The sequence below is a fragment of the Microbacterium sp. cf046 genome, assembly GCF_900114345.1.
In the GTDB taxonomy this organism is placed as follows: Bacteria; Actinomycetota; Actinomycetes; order Actinomycetales; family Microbacteriaceae; genus Microbacterium.
This window is the reverse complement of the sequence record NZ_FOZJ01000001.1, coordinates 239,168-254,212: the sequence shown is the minus strand read 5'-3', so window position 1 is coordinate 254,212 and position 15,045 is coordinate 239,168. Positions and strand designations below refer to the sequence as shown.

14 protein-coding genes and 1 tRNA gene are annotated in these 15,045 nt (G+C 69.5%); 8 read left to right on the top strand and 7 right to left on the bottom strand.

Features of this window, described 5'->3' with window-relative positions:
- Nucleotides 1-37: 37 nt before the first annotated feature.
- The 6 genes from BM349_RS01225 to BM349_RS01200 form a co-directional block, all read right to left on the bottom strand.
- The gene (locus tag BM349_RS01225; RefSeq protein ID WP_091701431.1) at nucleotides 38-1,234 is read right to left on the bottom strand and encodes a glycosyltransferase family protein; all 1,197 of its coding nucleotides are present in this window, start codon (nucleotides 1,232-1,234) and stop codon (nucleotides 38-40) included.
- A complete protein-coding gene (locus BM349_RS01220) occupies nucleotides 1,231-1,821 on the bottom strand; it encodes an acyltransferase (protein ID WP_091701429.1) in 591 nt (196 codons plus the stop codon). Before BM349_RS01220 ends, BM349_RS01225 begins: the two co-directional genes overlap by 4 nt.
- Nucleotides 1,818-3,050 (bottom strand): polysaccharide pyruvyl transferase family protein, encoded by a 1,233-nt coding sequence (locus BM349_RS01215; RefSeq protein ID WP_091701426.1) that lies wholly within the window; start codon nucleotides 3,048-3,050, stop codon nucleotides 1,818-1,820. Before BM349_RS01215 ends, BM349_RS01220 begins: the two co-directional genes overlap by 4 nt.
- Nucleotides 3,047-4,063 (bottom strand): glycosyltransferase family 8 protein, encoded by a 1,017-nt coding sequence (locus tag BM349_RS01210; RefSeq protein ID WP_175525148.1) that lies wholly within the window; start codon nucleotides 4,061-4,063, stop codon nucleotides 3,047-3,049. The genes BM349_RS01215 and BM349_RS01210 overlap by 4 nt, the downstream gene beginning before the upstream one ends.
- Before the next feature lie 26 nt (nucleotides 4,064-4,089).
- Nucleotides 4,090-5,331: a hypothetical protein gene (locus BM349_RS01205; protein ID WP_091701419.1), complete on the bottom strand. Its 1,242-nt coding sequence runs from the start codon at nucleotides 5,329-5,331 to the stop codon at nucleotides 4,090-4,092.
- A gap of 214 nt (nucleotides 5,332-5,545) precedes the next feature.
- Nucleotides 5,546-5,752, bottom strand: coding sequence for a cold-shock protein (locus tag BM349_RS01200; RefSeq protein WP_091485579.1), 207 nt, complete (start codon nucleotides 5,750-5,752; stop codon nucleotides 5,546-5,548).
- A 360-nt stretch (nucleotides 5,753-6,112) separates the two neighbouring features.
- On the opposite strand from BM349_RS01200, the gene BM349_RS01195 reads away from it, so the two are divergent.
- On the top strand, nucleotides 6,113-6,751 hold the full coding sequence (locus tag BM349_RS01195) for a GntR family transcriptional regulator (RefSeq protein ID WP_091701414.1): 639 nt from the start codon (nucleotides 6,113-6,115) through the stop codon (nucleotides 6,749-6,751).
- A gap of 44 nt (nucleotides 6,752-6,795) precedes the next feature.
- The gene (locus tag BM349_RS01190) at nucleotides 6,796-7,281 is read left to right on the top strand and encodes a GNAT family N-acetyltransferase (protein WP_091701411.1); all 486 of its coding nucleotides are present in this window, start codon (nucleotides 6,796-6,798) and stop codon (nucleotides 7,279-7,281) included.
- Between the two features lie 342 nt (nucleotides 7,282-7,623).
- Here the strand turns inward: BM349_RS01190 and BM349_RS01185 are convergent.
- Nucleotides 7,624-7,707: transfer RNA gene (locus BM349_RS01185), tRNA-Leu, on the bottom strand.
- A 161-nt stretch (nucleotides 7,708-7,868) separates the two neighbouring features.
- Between BM349_RS01185 and BM349_RS01180 the strand changes: the two genes are divergently transcribed.
- From BM349_RS01180 to BM349_RS01155, 6 genes are read left to right on the top strand one after another with little or no spacing between them, the layout of a single operon-like run.
- Nucleotides 7,869-8,621 (top strand): FhaA domain-containing protein, encoded by a 753-nt coding sequence (locus BM349_RS01180; RefSeq protein ID WP_091701407.1) that lies wholly within the window; start codon nucleotides 7,869-7,871, stop codon nucleotides 8,619-8,621.
- Nucleotides 8,618-9,160: an FHA domain-containing protein FhaB/FipA gene (locus BM349_RS01175; protein ID WP_091701402.1), complete on the top strand. Its 543-nt coding sequence runs from the start codon at nucleotides 8,618-8,620 to the stop codon at nucleotides 9,158-9,160. Before BM349_RS01180 ends, BM349_RS01175 begins: the two co-directional genes overlap by 4 nt.
- 14 nt (nucleotides 9,161-9,174) lie before the next feature.
- Nucleotides 9,175-10,413 (top strand): PP2C family protein-serine/threonine phosphatase, encoded by a 1,239-nt coding sequence (locus BM349_RS01170; protein WP_091701399.1) that lies wholly within the window; start codon nucleotides 9,175-9,177, stop codon nucleotides 10,411-10,413.
- On the top strand, nucleotides 10,410-11,807 hold the full coding sequence (locus tag BM349_RS01165) for an FtsW/RodA/SpoVE family cell cycle protein (protein ID WP_091701394.1): 1,398 nt from the start codon (nucleotides 10,410-10,412) through the stop codon (nucleotides 11,805-11,807). The genes BM349_RS01170 and BM349_RS01165 overlap by 4 nt, the downstream gene beginning before the upstream one ends.
- A gap of 1 nt (nucleotide 11,808) precedes the next feature.
- A complete protein-coding gene (locus BM349_RS01160) occupies nucleotides 11,809-13,266 on the top strand; it encodes a peptidoglycan D,D-transpeptidase FtsI family protein (protein ID WP_091701389.1) in 1,458 nt (485 codons plus the stop codon).
- Entirely contained in the window at nucleotides 13,263-14,969 is a 1,707-nt protein-coding gene (locus BM349_RS01155) for a serine/threonine-protein kinase (protein WP_091701384.1), read from the top strand. Before BM349_RS01160 ends, BM349_RS01155 begins: the two co-directional genes overlap by 4 nt.
- Nucleotides 14,970-15,045 lie beyond the last annotated feature (76 nt).

Below are 15,045 nucleotides of genomic sequence, written 5' to 3'. Positions count from 1 at the left end.
GCGGGCGCGGCGGGCGCGACAGCTCAGCGGCGAGACTTCACACAGATGGAGAGAACTCTTCACCTCGGCGTAACATGACGCTCCGGCAGGTCATGTCCAGGATCACGCGATGCCTCGATGCCCAGCTGTGCCGGTCCACGAAGTCGGACCGCTCGGCCTCGGTCGCCTCGCCCATCTCGATGGCCCGATCGAGCATCGGGCCCATCTCCGCGGTGCTCGGTGCGAGCAGCACCCGGTCACCGAGGCTTCGCACCGGCGGCAGGTCGATCGAGACGACTGGGATGCCGGCCGCGAGGTATTCGTAGACCTTGAGCGGGCTCATCGCCTCGGTCAGCGGCGTGCGGCGGTGGGCCAGGAGGCTCACGTGGCTGTTGCGCAGCGCGGCCACCAGGTCGGCCCTGCCGACCCCGGGGTGCACGTGCACGTTCGGGATGGCGCGGAGCGGACGGATGTAGTCGGCGTCCGGAACCGGCCCGAGCAGCACGATGCTCACGCCGGGGCGGGAGGCGGCGAGCGCGGCGACGCCTTCGGTGTCGAGCCGGGTGTCGATCGTGCCGACGTAGATCGCACGGGGCCCTGGGATCGCCGCGAGCCAGCCGGGTGCGTCCGGCGCCGGACCCGTCCATTCGGCGGGCTCGACGCCGTTGGGGACGACCGCGTGCGGTCCGAGCGGCGCGATCCGTTCGATGATCTGCTCCGATACGGCCACGACGCCGACCTCGGCCTCGCGCATCTGCCGGTAGGCCGCGCGGTATGCCGGCCAGTACGCCCGGCGGGCCTCGGAGCTGAGCCAATCGTCGCGGCCGAAGTACGTGACCGTCGACGCCCACGCGAACGGCGCGAACCCGGCCACCAGCGGATTGGTCGTGATCACCCGCGGGGACTGCAGTCCCAGCTCTTCGGCGGCACGGCGCAGCCGCTCGTCGTAGCGCCGGTACGCCTCGACGAGGCTGCGACGTGATCGTGCATCGGCGCGCGCGAGGCGCACCGGCTGCACGATGTGGGGCGGGGCCGTGGGCGAGATGCCGCCCCGCCCTCGCACCCGCCGGGCGGCTTCGCTGACGAACGACCGGTACGGATTGGCGACGAGCAGCCGGCCCACCCTGGGACTGGTCATGAGCGTCTGCAGGATCCGGTCGGGCGGCCGCATCATGCCCCGCTGGAGCGCGTCGGCATAGGTCTCGTACGAGAACGTGAACACGTGGTCGAGCGGCGCGTCGGCGATGGCGCTCATCCGTCGATCTTCCTGAGCACCTTCGCCGGAACCCCAGCGGCGACCGTACGGGCGGGCACATCGCGCGTGACCACGCTGTTGGCGCCGATGACCGCGCCGTCCCCGATCGTCACACCGGGAAGGACGACGACGTTCTGGCCGAGCCACGCACCCCGCCCGATCGTGACCGGTGCGATGCGCTCGAGCGGCTGGTCGCGCACGGCCAGGTTCGGGTCGTGGAATCCGTGCATGTGGTCGGCGATGTACACACCGCGGGCCAGCGCGGTCGCCTCGCCGATCGAGACCCGCTCCACTGCGGAGATCGATGTCTGATTCATGCGTACGCGATCGCCGATGTGGATCACCGCGCCCGGGGCATCGAGCCGGGGCACCATGAACCACGACGACGGACCGATCAGCACCTGAGATCCGATCGCGACCTTGTGCGGATTGCCGGCCCGGAACGGCAGCATGATGCGACTCCCGCGGCCGAACGACGCGAATCCGGATGCGGCGATCATGCTGAATCCGGCATCGCGCAGCCGCTGCGCGGCCTCGAACATCTTGAGCCCGTTGATGCGCGGGACCCGCCGGTCGGATGAACTCATTGGACCAGCACCTCCTCGCGAACGGCCCCGAGTCCGTCGACGTTCGCCGTGGCGAGCGCGATGACCGCGGGGAGTCGCTCGAGCAGCCTCGCCCGTGCGGCGAGCGGATCGTCCAGGATGCCGCGCAGCACTGGTTCGACCCGTTCGGCGAATCCGTCGCCTGGCTGCACGCACAGCTCGCGCGAGTCGAACAGCCGCATGAGGCCTTCGACCTTCCCCTGTGTGGCGACGGTGATCGGCGGGGTGCCGGCCAGCAGGGCCATGACGGCCAGGTGCATGCGACCGGTCACCACGATGCTCGCCCGTGCGGCCAGCGCCCGGATCTGGGCGGGTGCGAGCAGCCGCTCCACGACCGACACCGATGCATCCTCGGCGAACTCCGCGGCGATGCGACGGCACAGCGGGAGGTCGTCGGCTCCGGGCCGCGACACGTGCGGGACGATGACGACCCGCATCCCGTCCGCGCGGAGCTCGGCGATGATCCTCGCGTAGTCGCGCACCTGCCCGTCGTCCGCCCCGACGAGTCCGGACGCATTGACGACTGCGAGGCGGGTCTCCGCGGACAGTCCCGGGGCGACCTCCGCCACCGCAGCGTCCTCCCGCGTGGTGGCGAGGAAGACGAGATCGGCGGTTTCGGTGACCGTCATCCCGTCATCGCGGGCCCGCGCCGCCGAGAGCGGATCCCGCAGCAGCATGCGTACGCCCGCCGCCGACGCGCGCCGCATCGCCGCCGCCGCGGCCGGGTGCGGGTGCGCGTTCCAGCTGAAGCCCAGGATGCGCGGACTCCACCCGAGACGGGCCAGCCGCTCGGCCAGTCCGGCACGGTTGACGGATGCCCGCAGCACGTACGCGCCGTCCACGATGTCCGCGCCGACGATGCTCACCGACGCCGTCGTGCGCAGGGCTCGGTCCAGCTTGCGGGCGTCCCGCCAGTGGCCGATCGCGGAGCCGTACACGAGCGCCGGCAGCGGCAGGAGACGCATCCGTCCGGTCAGCCTGCGGGGGATGTCGATGTCGCCCGATCTGCGGACCACGACCAGCACCGGGCCGGCCGTCGCCTCGACGAACGCCTCGACGAGCGCCTGATCGCCGATGTTGCCGCCACCGGGCGGTGCGATCAGCACATGGGTGTCGCCGCCCCCGGCGCGCGTGCGCAGTGCGAGCCGATCGACCGCGCGGATGAGACGTTCGGACTGCAGGGGTGCCAGCAGCCAGCGCGGCGGCCTCATGCTGCCGCCCCGGTCGCCGCGTCGGACGCGGACTTGCCCGGCTTCAGCGAGCGCACGATCGTCCGTGCGCGACGCTGGAGGACGCGCGGGATCCGGGGCAGCCGCTCGAGGAATCCGTTCCACGCGGTCGGGCGCCAACCCGCCCACGGCGTGCGGTCGAGGGTCGCGAACCACTCGGCCAGCCACGGGTGCTCGCACCCCGGCTCCCACGGCTTCGGCCTCCCGGAGTAGTGGACGACGTACGGATCCTCGCGCAGGAGGCGGAACTGCTCCGGATCGAAGGGACTGGCCGCGGCATCCGGATATCGGTAGACGGCGACCATCTGGTTCCACCGCGGATCCATCATCCGCGTCCTGCCGGCCAGGAGCGCGTTCAGCGCATCCTGGTCGGGGAACTGCATCGTGGGGTACGCGCGCAGGAAGGCGAATGCCGCCTCGGCCAGCTGCTCCCGCCGGAAGGCCGCGATGTCCATGACGAGCACGCCCGATTGGAAGTACACGCCCTGCGGATCGTAGGGGTAGCGGTCCTGGTCGACGGTGCGGCCGATCCGTGCGGCATTGCCGTTGTCGAGGGGCAGGTCCTCGACCGCGAAGAGGGGAGTCTCACCCATGTCCTCGTCCCACAGCGCAGCGACATCGCCCCGCACGATCGTGTCGGCGTCGAGATACACGACCTTCTCCACAGACTCCGGAAGGAGGGCGGGCAGCAGCAGGCGCGCGTAGGCGGCCGGCGGGTAGGGCCGGGTCGAGCCTGCGGACAGCGAGCGGACGAGTTCCTGCGCCTGGTCGCGCACGCTGAGCCAGACGACGCGGGTCCGCGTGGGATCGGCGCTGTGCGTGATCCTGCGACGCGATCGCGCGGTCAGCCCGCAGTCGACGACGTACACCGCACCCGTCCGTCCGGAGCGCGCGAGGCTCTCGTCCACCGAGCGCACCGCGGCCGCGAGGCCCTTGGACACGACGTTGTCCGCGGCGAACGCGATGTGCACGCGCACCGGATCCGTCTGCTGCACGAGAGGCCGCTCTCCGAGCCCGTCGTCTATAGCGCTGCCCACGCCGCGCGCAGTCGCTCGTCGGTGGGCATCGGGCTGCGCGACTCGAGCCACGCGGCGTCGATCGATGACAGCGAAGGATCGCTCGTGAACTTGCCGGCCGTTGCGGCGGGCGGGTTCGTCGCCGTGATGGTCGTGCTCTCGACGGACAGGAACTTGCCGCGCACATTGCCGATGAACGTGGAGTTCTTCGCCGACATCTGGTCGACCGAGCCTGCGCCGTTGATCGCCGCGGGGAGGCCCGAGGTGAAGGCGTTCGCCCCCGCCGGCAGCGGGTAGCGCAGCAGCATCCGGTCGCCGCCGACCATCAGGCTGTGGTCGAACATCACACCGCTCGCGCCGCCGGAGGGGATGAACCCGGCGTTCGTGGAGGAGAACACCACTGAGTCGCGGATGAGCAGCCCTGTCTTGAGCTCATCGCCCGACTGCTGGAGGGTGTCGCAGTGAGCGCTCGAGCCCGCCGCCTTGTACGACGGAGCGAGGTAGCAGCCGATCACGGAGATGTTCTCGTACGGCTGGCCGCCGGTGCGGAACGCCCAGGTGTCGGCATCGATCAGGCGGGCCTCCGGCGTCACGCACTCGACGAGTTCGACGTCCTTCGTCGGAACGGCCGAGTTCGAGCTGATGTTGAACGCCTGCCCCTTCGACCATGCCCACGCGAAGTCCTGCACCGCGCTGAGCACCATCGAGTTGGGGAAGATCCAGAACCCGACGAAGCTCACCCCGGCGACGAGTTCGAACCGGATCGAGTCCGAGAAGCTCACCGTCCCGACGCCGTCGCGCGGGGCGACGAGGACGCGATTGGCGAGGCCGGTCTTGCCGACGTTCTTGAGCACCGGCGTCTTGCTGGAGCCGGCACCATAGCCCGGCAGGATGCCCGGCTTGACCAGAACGCGCGTCTTCCCCTTCGGCGCCTTCGCGATCGCCTGCTTGATGCCGTCGGCGATCGCCGCCCAGGTCGCGTTCACCTCGATCGTGAAGTCGAAGGTGTCGGTGAGCGCCGGCGTCCGTGAGGGCCAGTGCCGCCCGGTCGGACCGAACTCCGCGGTGCCCAGGGCGCCGACCGAGGCGGTGGCGGGTGAACCGGCGGCACTCCCGGTCGCGCCGGCGGATGCGGTGGATGCCGCCCCCGGAGTCGCCGCGCTCTTCTCCAGACCGCACCCCGCGATCAGTACCGGTGCGGCTGAGAGCAGCGCGGCCAGTGCGGTGCGACGAGAAATGGGAGGCATCGGGCAGGTCCAATCGGTCCGCGATCAGGAAGGGTCGCCTTCGGCCCGCAATCGACGCTATACCGGCATTGAGTCCGACAAGTTACGGGAAACGAAAATCCGCACGAGCAACTGCCCGTGCGGATTTCGCGTGGAGAAGTGGCGAGTGGGCGCGCCGACATGGTCGGATCCCGCCTCGCCGCGCGCGGGGCAGTGCACCGCGCGGTGGGTCTTGTCAGACCGGACGAATGTTCTCAGCCTGCAGGCCCTTGGGGCCTTGGGCTACTTCGAACTCGACGCGCTGGTTCTCTTCAAGCGAGCGGTAACCGCCCGACTGGATCGCGGTGTAGTGCGCGAAGACGTCGGCGCCGCCGTCATCAGGAGCGATGAAGCCGAAGCCCTTCTCCGCGTTGAACCACTTGACCGTGCCCTGGGTACTCATGTATTGCCGTTCTGTTGTGCCCGAGCTATCTGCGTCGAGTCCCACCCAGGCTACCGAACCGCGGCGGTCTGCGGAGGATTTTGCTGAGAGATGGTGACACAAACGTTGCACACCATCGCACGCCCGGGCTGAGCAATCACTCGAAGCCCGGGCGTCGACGGATCCCCCCGGATATGTCACGCCAGGCGTGGCACCGCATACTCTACCGATATATCGGGCCTGCGGCGAGGCTCGCACGCCGCTGATTCGCCCGCGAATCCGTGAGTTTGCCGAGTGCCCGGCGCCCCGGCACACCGATGTCGCAGCCCCGGATCCGCAGGTCTATGCAGCTGAATCCGCCGTCGTAGACTGAACCCCGTCATGGCAACGCCCTTCGCACCCCTGGAACCCCGCGGCGCCGTCCTCGGCGACGAGGTCTATGCGCTCCTCGGCAAGGCGATCCTCGACGGACGGCTCAGCGCAGGTGAGCGACTGCGCGACCAGGAGCTCGCCGAGCACCTCGGCGTCTCGCGGACGCCGGTGCGCGAAGCACTCCAGCGGCTCGAGCGCGTCGGCCTCGTCGAGGTGGCCCCCAATCGATACACCCGGGTGTCCGTCCCCAGCGAGCGCGTCCACGCAGACACGCACGAGTTCTTCGTCTACCTGATGGGCAGCGCCGTGCGCCTCGCCCTTCGACGGTGCTCGGACGAGGAGCTCGCCCACGCGCTCGAGCACGCGGATGCGATCGTCGCAGCATCCCGTGCCGACGATCATCCGGCGATCATGGAGGCCAGCGCCCGGTTCTTCGATCACATCGTCGACGACACCGACAACGTGGCCTTCATCCGCGTGATGCGCGAGGCCGAGATCGCGATCCGCCGCAATCTCGCGGGGTGGCAGCCGTTCGTGGAATGCCCCGTCGAGCGCACGGCAGGCTACGAGCAGTTCCGGGATGCCGTCGCCCTGCGTGACGGCGCGAAGGCCGAGACGATCCTCCGCGAGCTGCACGGCGTCGCCTGACCGTCCTCTTCTGCGCGCAGTCGCCGATCGATAGCGTTGACCGTGTGGGACATGTCGAACTGCGGGGCCTGGACGAGGACGACCTCGACGCGATCTTCGAGATGATGCGCGACCGCTCAGCGGTCGAGATGGCGGCGTTCACCGCCGCGAACCCGGATGACCGGGACGCGTTCGACGAATGGATCGCTCGTCAGCGGCGGTCGGACGAGGTCGCGCTCTACGTCGTCACCGAGAACGGCGGCTTCGCCGGCACGGCCGCCCTGTTCTCCGCTGACGGCGACCGCGAGGTCACCTACTGGATCGCGCGCCACGCGTGGGGCAGGGGCGTCGCGACCGAGGCGCTGCACATCCTCGTCTCGCGCGAGGCGGAGCGACCGCTGTTCGCACGGGTCGCGGCGCACAACCTGGGTTCGCTCGCGGTGCTCACGAAGGTCGGATTCACCGAGGTCTCCCGTGACATCGAGTACGCGCCCGGCGTCGGACGCGACATCGAGGAGATCGTCCTGGTTCTGGTGCCCGCGCTCGAGTAGTCGTCGGTGGGGCGACCGCCGCGACAGGGCTGCGGCTTCCGGATCGCGTGGGCGGCCCCCCGAGACCCGGGCGTGGGGACCGTGGGTCTCGGAGGACCTGACCCGTGCCGGGACCCGACGCTGTGCGAAGGGTCACCCAGACCTTGGGGGGACATGGGGCAGACTCGGCAGCGGGTCTGCCCTGAGGCTATGAGGGGTGGACGATGCGGTCCAAGCAGGTGCCCGATTCTTCGCGAACTCGTAACACCCCCGGCACGTGGGCCAGGGGCACCGTCGCGTTCAGCTGAGACGCCCTCGGTGTGAAACGAAGAAGGCCCCCGTTCGGGGGCCTTCTTCGTTTCGTGCGCGAGGGGGGAGTTGAACCCCCACGCCCTTTCGGGCACTGGCACCTGAAGCCAGCGCGTCTGCCTATTCCGCCACTCGCGCGAGATGCGGCATCCGAGGACGCGGTGCAACTCAACTTCCCGAGGATATCACGCAGCATCCCGCCCCTCGAATCCGTCCAGGGCGCTGTGCGGCGCATCCACGGCGGGCACAGACAAAGCAATTAGCATGTACCGACTGGCACCCCCTGCCTAAGGAGTCGTGTGGGACTACTTGACAGCTTCGAGAAGGGTCTCGAACGCGCTGTGAACAGCGCGTTCGCGAAGACCTTCCGCAGCGGCATCCAGCCCGTCGAGATCGCATCCGCCCTGCGGAGCGAGCTCGACAAGAAGGCCGCGATCGTCAGTCGCGACCGCATCCTCGCGCCGAACACGTTCTCCGTGCGGTTGTCACCGGCCGACGACGAGCGCATGCGCACGCTGGGGGGCGCACTCGGCGAAGAGCTCGACACCCTCGTGCAGGCGCACGCCAAGTCGCAGGGCTACACGTTCGCGGGACCCGTATCGATCACGCTCGAGCGCGACGACCAGCTCTCCACCGGCACACTCCGCGTCGAATCCGCGACGGCCGAGGGCCGCGTCGCGTGGCGGGGAGTCCTCGACGTCGAAGGCAAGCGCCACCCGATCGTGAAATCACGGACGGTGATCGGACGAGGAAGCGACGCGGACATCACGATCTCCGACGCCGGCACGAGCCGCAAGCACGTCGAGATCCTCTGGGACGGCGAGCGCGCGATGGTGCGCGACATGAAGTCGACCAACGGCACGCTGCTGAACGGGCAGAAGGTCGTCGAGGCAGCGCTCGCACCCGACTCGACCGTCACGATCGGCCGCACCGACATCGTGTTCCGCGTCATCGCGCAGGCCGCGCCACCCAAGCCGACGATGGCGGCGCAGGATGCGACCCGCGCGTTCGACCTCCGGGACTTCGAACGCCGCAACGGGGGCACGACGTGAGTGAGCTGACCCTCCTCCTGCTGCGCGTCGGGTTCCTCGTGCTGCTGTGGTTCTTCGTCTTCGCGGTCGTCTACTCGCTGCGCGCCGACCTGTTCGGCGTGAAGGTGCGACGGATGCCCGACGCTGCGGCCGGCTCGGCCGCCGTCGGCGCGGCATCCGCACCGGCCGCCCGGGCATCCTCGACCGCACCAATCGCCGCGTCCAAGCCCGCGCCTGCCGGTCCGAAGGGCGGTGCTGCCACGACCGACGCCGTGTCCCGCATCGTCATCACGAGCGGACCCAAGGCGGGTCTCGAGCTGCCACTGGGCACCGAGCCGCTCACGATCGGCCGCTCGAGCGAGTCCGGTCTCGTCATCCGCGACGACTACACCTCGAGCCACCACGCCCGGCTGGTGCTGTGGGGCGACCAGTGGATGATCCAGGATCTCGACTCCACGAACGGCACGTGGCACGACGGCGCGCGCGTCAGCGCGCCGGTGCCGATCACGATCGGCGCGCCCATCAAGGTCGGCGCGACGACCTTCGAGCTGCGGAAGTAGCTGACCCTCCGCACATGGTCTTCCAGGGCTCGAGCGCCGCCATCTCGCACACCGGCAAGGTGCGCTCCAACAACCAGGATTCGGGATATTCGGGCTCGAATCTGTTCGCGGTCGCCGACGGCATGGGCGGGCACGCCGGTGGCGACGTCGCCTCGAGTCTCGCGATCGCGCGGCTGGAGAGCCTGGATCACCCCTTCGAGTCCACCTCGGCCGCCGAGCGCGAACTGCGGGATGCGATCGCAGACGCGGCGGGCGAACTCATCGACACCGTGCACGTCAAACCCGAGCTCGCCGGGATGGGCACGACCGTCAGCGCGCTCGTGATGGTCGACGACTATGCCGTGATCGCACACATCGGCGACTCGCGCATCTACCTCTACCGCGACGACACCCTCACCCAGATCACGACGGACCACACATTCGTCCAGCGCCTGGTGGACTCCGGGCGCATCACGCCCGAGGAGGCCCGGTTCCACCCTCGGCGCTCGGTCCTCATGCGCGTGCTCGGCGACATGGATCCCGATCCCGAGCTCGACACGTTCATCATGCCGACCCAGCCCGGCGACCGCTGGCTGCTGTGCTCGGACGGACTCTCGGGTGTGGTCGACGATGCGCACACCTCGAAGGCGCTCGGTCTCGGCCTCGCGCCCGGCCGCACGGCCGACAACCTGCTCAAGCAGGCGCTGGATGCCGGAGCGCCGGACAACGTCACGATCGTCCTCGTCGACGTCGGCGGGCAGCATCCGGTCTTCTCCGGCACACCGACGATCGTCGGCTCCGCGTCGAACCCGACCGGCATCGAGGTGCCGGCGGCCCGTTCCGGACGCGGAGGGTGGCTGCACCCGAACCGCCAGGCCGCCAACGAGCCCAGCCACTTCGAGCCGGCAGCCGAGTTCCTCGAGGAGCTCATCGAGGAGGATCGACGCAGGGCCAAGCGCCGGCGCATCGGCTGGATCGTCGGCCTGGTGGTCGTGCTCGCACTCATCGCGGCCGGTCTGTTCGCGGCATACAACTGGACCCAGACCCGCTATTACGTCGGCGCCGACGAGGACACCGTGGTGATCTACCAGGGCATCCAGCAGAACATCGGGCCGATCGCGCTGTCCACCGCCCACGAAGACACCGGCATCCTGCTCGCCGACCTGCCGTCCTTCAGCCGGGCGACCGTGGAGCGCACGATCTCGGCGCGCTCGCTCGCCGACGCCGAGGCGATCGTCGACCGGCTGCGCAGTTCGGCGGAGGCGACCCGATGACCTCCCCCGCGAACAGCACCGAGTCGATCGCCGCCGACACCGCGGTGATCCGCGCCCTGCGGCGCATCCGTGTCCCGCAGACTCAGCGCAATCGCGAGCTGTTCCTGCTCATCTTCGCCTTCCTGGTCAACGGCTCGGCGATCGCGCTCGTGCAGCTCGGTGCCCTCGGCGCGATCGACGCGACGTTCCTCTTATACTGCGGCGGCCTGACCGCGCTCGTCATGGCGATGCACATCGTGCTGCGCCTCCGGGCGCGCGACGCCGATCCGTTCGTCCTCCCGATCGCGACGATCCTGACCGGGCTCGGCATCGCGATGATCTACCGGATCGACATCGCGGTGAAGCTGCACGGCTGGGACGCGTACTCCACGAAGCAGCTGGCGTGGGCGGCGATCGCGATCGTGGGCGCGATCGCGATCGTGGTGCTGCTGCGCAACTACCGCGTCCTCTTCCGCTACACGTACATCTTCGGGCTCGCCGGCATCGTCCTGCTGATCCTGCCGATCGTCCCCGGGCTGGGCACGGACGCGAACGCCGACGTGTGGGTCTCCCTCGGCTTCTTCTCGTTCCAGCCCGGTGAGCTCGCCAAGATCGCCCTCGCGATCTTCTTCGCCGGCTACCTCGTGCGCACGCGCGAGAGCCTCAGCTCGGTCGGCACGCGCTTCCTCGGCCTGACGTGGCCGCGCGCGCGAGAGCTCGGCCCGCTGCTGGTGATCTGGCTGATCTCGCTCGGCATCATCGTGCTCCAGCGCGACCTGGGCACGGGACTGCTGATCTTCGGCATGTTCGTCGCGATGCTCTACGTCGCCACGGGCAAGACCAGCTGGGTGCTCATCGGCGTCGTGCTGGCCGCCGGCGGCGCCTTCCTCGCCTCCCGCGTGCTGTCCTACGTCGGCGGCCGCTTCTCGAACTGGCTGGATGCCTTCAACCCCGAGGTCATCGATCGCAGCGGTGGCAGCTACCAACTCGTCCAGGGCATCTTCGGGCTGGCGCAGGGCGGCCTCATCGGCACCGGCCTCGGCCAGGGTCGGCCGTACATCACCCCGCTGTCGCAGAGCGACTACATCCTGCCGAGCCTCGGCGAGGAGCTCGGCCTCATCGGCGTGTTCGCGATCCTGTGCCTGTACATGGTCTTCACGAGCCGGGGCATCCGCATCGGCCTGGCCGGGCAGGACGACTTCGGCAAGCTGCTGGCGACCGGCCTGTCGTTCACGATCGCGCTCCAGGTGTTCATCATGGTCGGAGGCGTGACCCGGCTCATCCCGCTGACCGGCCTCACCACGCCGTTCCTCGCTGCCGGCGGCTCGTCGCTCGTGGCCAACTGGCTGATCGTCGCGATCCTGCTGCGGATCTCGGATGCCGTCCGCAGTCGTCCCCGGGTGGTGATCGGCTGACATGACGAAAGAACTCCGGCGTCTCAGCATCCTGATGCTGCTGATGTTCCTCGCGCTGTTCGCCTCGACGAGCGTGATCCAGGTCGTGCAGGCCGAGACCCTCGCCGAGAACTCGCGCAACACGCGTGCCCTGTACGACTCGTACGAGGTGCAGCGCGGCTCGATCATCGCGAGCGGCGCGGCGATCGCGAGCTCGGTCCCCTCCGACGACGTCTTCAGCTGGCAACGGGTCTACGTCGACGGCGACATGTGGGCGCCCGTGACGGGATACATCAACCCGGCCCTGGGGGCTGCCACGGGCATCGAGCAGGCGATGAACCAGGAGCTCAGCGGGACGGCGGGCTCGCAGTTCCTCGCCCGCATCGACCGGATCCTCACCGGCCAGCCGCCGCGCGGATCGAACGTGGAGCTGTCCCTGGACGCCGCGGTGCAGCGCGCCGCCTACGATGCGCTCGGCGATATGCAGGGCGCGGTCGTCGCGATCGAGCCGTCGACGGGCCGCATCCTGGCGATGGTGACCAGCCCGAGCTATGACACGAACCTGCTGGCTTCGCACAACACGAACGAGGTGAACGACGTGTACGACGCATTGGACGCCGATCCGACGCATCCGCTCTACAACCGCGGGATCGGCGGCGACCTCAACCCTCCGGGTTCCACCTTCAAGCTCGTCGTGGCATCGGCCGCGCTGGCCTCAGGCGACTACACGCCGCAGTCGACGCTGCCCAATCCGTCCTCGTACCAGCTGCCGCAGTCCAGCAACGTGATCTTCAACGCGAGCGGCGGTGCGTGCGGCCCGGGCGCCACGGTCACGATCGCTGACGCGCTGCGCCTGAGCTGCAACATCCCGTTCGCAGAGCTCGCGGTCGAACTCGGCGATACCGCGATCCGCGAAGAGGCGGAGAAGTACGGTTTCAACTCGCAGTTCACGATGCCGCTCGTCTCCACCGCCTCGAGCTACCCGCGCGCACTGGATGATCCGCAGACCGCGCTGTCCGGATTCGGGCAGGGCCAGGTGACCGCGACGCCGCTGCAGATGGCGATGGTTTCGGCGGGCATCGCGAACGGAGGCATGGTGATGAACCCGCGCATGGTCGACCAGGTCATCGGCGCAGACCTGTCGGTGCAGCAGACGTTCGAGGACAGCGAGTTCGGGCGGGCGCTGGATGCCGACATCGCCGCGGAACTGGTCGCCATGATGGTCGCCAATGTCAGTGACGGCGCGGCGTCGGGTGCAACAATAGACGGGGTCGATGTGGGCGGGAAGACCGGCACTGCGGAGAACGGATCAGGCCAGCCGTACACACTGTGGTTCACCGGGTTCGCGCCCGCAGCGAACCCGGAGGTGGCAGTTGCGGTCGTCGTCGAAGACGGCGGCGGGCAGGGTCAGGCGGGCAGCGGCAACACGATCGCGGCACCGATCGCGAAGAAGGTCATGGAGGCGGTGCTGGGACGATGAGACCGACGCAGGGAGTGACCTTCGGCGGCCGCTACGAGCTGGACTCGCGGATCGCCATCGGCGGCATGGGCGAGGTGTGGGAGGCGACCGATCACGTCATCGGACGGACCGTCGCCATCAAGATCCTCAAAGACGAGTACATGGGCGATCCGGGCTTCCTGGAGCGCTTCCGCGCCGAAGCGCGGCACGCGGCCCTGGTGAACCACGAGGGCATCGCAAGCGTCTTCGACTACGGCGAGGAGAACGGCAGCGCCTTCCTCGTGATGGAGCTCGTGCCCGGCGAGGCGCTCTCGACCATCCTCGAGCGCGACGGCTCCCTCTCGACCGACAAGACCCTCGACATCGTCGCGCAGACATCCGCCGCGCTCCAGGCCGCGCACGCCGCCGGTCTCGTGCACCGCGACATCAAGCCCGGCAACCTGCTGATCACCCCCGACGGGCGGGTCAAGATCACCGACTTCGGCATCGCGCGCATCGCCGACCAGGTGCCGCTGACCGCGACCGGCCAGGTGATGGGCACGGTGCAGTACCTCTCACCCGAGCAGGCGTCGGGGCATCCGGCATCCCCCGCAACTGACACGTATTCGCTGGGCATCGTCGCGTACGAGGCCCTCGCGGGCAAGCGTCCGTTCACGGGCGAGTCGCAGGTCGCGATCGCGATGGCCCAGATCAACGAGCAGGCGCCTCCGCTGCCGCCGACCGTGGCCGTCCCGGTGCAGAACCTCGTGATGGCGATGATCGCCAAGAAGCCCGACGAGCGCCCGGCGTCGGCAGCCGCAGTCGCGCGCGCCGCCACCGCCCTGCGCCGTGGCGATGTCGCGGCAGCCGCGGCCGCGGTTCCGGCCATCGCCACCGGGTCGACCGCCGACGACGTCACGCAGCTGCTGACCACCGGCGCGGGCACGGCGACGGCGACCGTGCTGCTGCCGACCGATGATCTGGTCGAGGACGAGCCCGAGAAGAAGAAGCGCAGCCCGTGGACGTGGCCGCTGATCGCGTTGATCATCCTGCTGCTGCTCGTGCTCGGCGGGACGATCTGGGCGTTCGTGGCGAATCAGCAGCCCGGACCCGAGCCCACGAACTCATCCTCGAGTCCGTCTCAGACTCCCTCGGTGACTCCGACGCCGACCGCGACGACGATCCCGATCAACTCCCTCGGCCTCGAGGGGATGGACTGCACCGAGGCTGCCGCCGCGGCGCAGGCGGCGGGAGTCGAGGCTGTGGACTGCGTCGGCGGCGACGCGGCACCCACCGCGGGCGATGTCAACAAGGTCTACCGGGTGAGCCCGACGGGCAACATCCCGCCGTCTCAGCTGCTGACGCTGACGTTCTACCAGGACCAGGTCGGGATGCCGGCACCGGCGGCCCCGACGATGGCGGCCACGGTGGTCGCCGGTCAGGAGACGCAGGTCTCGTGGCCCGGTTACACGTGCCCGTCCGGCACGGGTTCGGTCAGCGCCTACAACTTCTCGGCGACCAACGGCACGTTCCCGAGCACCGGGCAGTCCACGGCCTCCTTCGGACCGAACGACCGCAACGCTCAGCTGCTGGCCAACGACAGCGCCGGTCAGACGATCATCGTGACGTACACCGTGACGTGCTCGGGCGGAACCGCCGGCCAGCGCGACTCGGGCCCCTCGGGCGAGGCGACCTCCCAGATCGAGGCGCCGGCACCTGCCCCCGACCCCACCACCACCCCGTAGCCCCACGCGGGCCCGACAGTCGTGCCGTGCGGGCGAGCGCGTTCGCGTCCGTTAGGCTGACTCTGTTCCACCCAGG

Excerpts from the sequence above, each read along its gene's own strand:
- BM349_RS01165 (WP_091701394.1), top strand. The coding sequence starts at position 10,410 with ATGACCTCCCCCGCGAACAGCACCGAGTCGATCGCCGCCGACACCGCG.
- BM349_RS01205 (WP_091701419.1), bottom strand. The coding sequence starts at position 5,331 with ATGCCTCCCATTTCTCGTCGCACCGCACTGGCCGCGCTGCTCTCAGCC.
- BM349_RS01200 (WP_091485579.1), bottom strand. The coding sequence starts at position 5,752 with ATGAGTACCCAGGGCACGGTCAAGTGGTTCAACGCGGAGAAGGGCTTC.
- BM349_RS01155 (WP_091701384.1), top strand. The coding sequence starts at position 13,263 with ATGAGACCGACGCAGGGAGTGACCTTCGGCGGCCGCTACGAGCTGGAC.
- BM349_RS01215 (WP_091701426.1), bottom strand. The coding sequence starts at position 3,050 with ATGAGGCCGCCGCGCTGGCTGCTGGCACCCCTGCAGTCCGAACGTCTC.
- BM349_RS01225 (WP_091701431.1), bottom strand. The coding sequence starts at position 1,234 with ATGAGCGCCATCGCCGACGCGCCGCTCGACCACGTGTTCACGTTCTCG.
- BM349_RS01160 (WP_091701389.1), top strand. The coding sequence starts at position 11,809 with ATGACGAAAGAACTCCGGCGTCTCAGCATCCTGATGCTGCTGATGTTC.
- BM349_RS01220 (WP_091701429.1), bottom strand. The coding sequence starts at position 1,821 with ATGAGTTCATCCGACCGGCGGGTCCCGCGCATCAACGGGCTCAAGATG.
- BM349_RS01195 (WP_091701414.1), top strand. The coding sequence starts at position 6,113 with ATGGCAACGCCCTTCGCACCCCTGGAACCCCGCGGCGCCGTCCTCGGC.
- BM349_RS01170 (WP_091701399.1), top strand. The coding sequence starts at position 9,175 with ATGGTCTTCCAGGGCTCGAGCGCCGCCATCTCGCACACCGGCAAGGTG.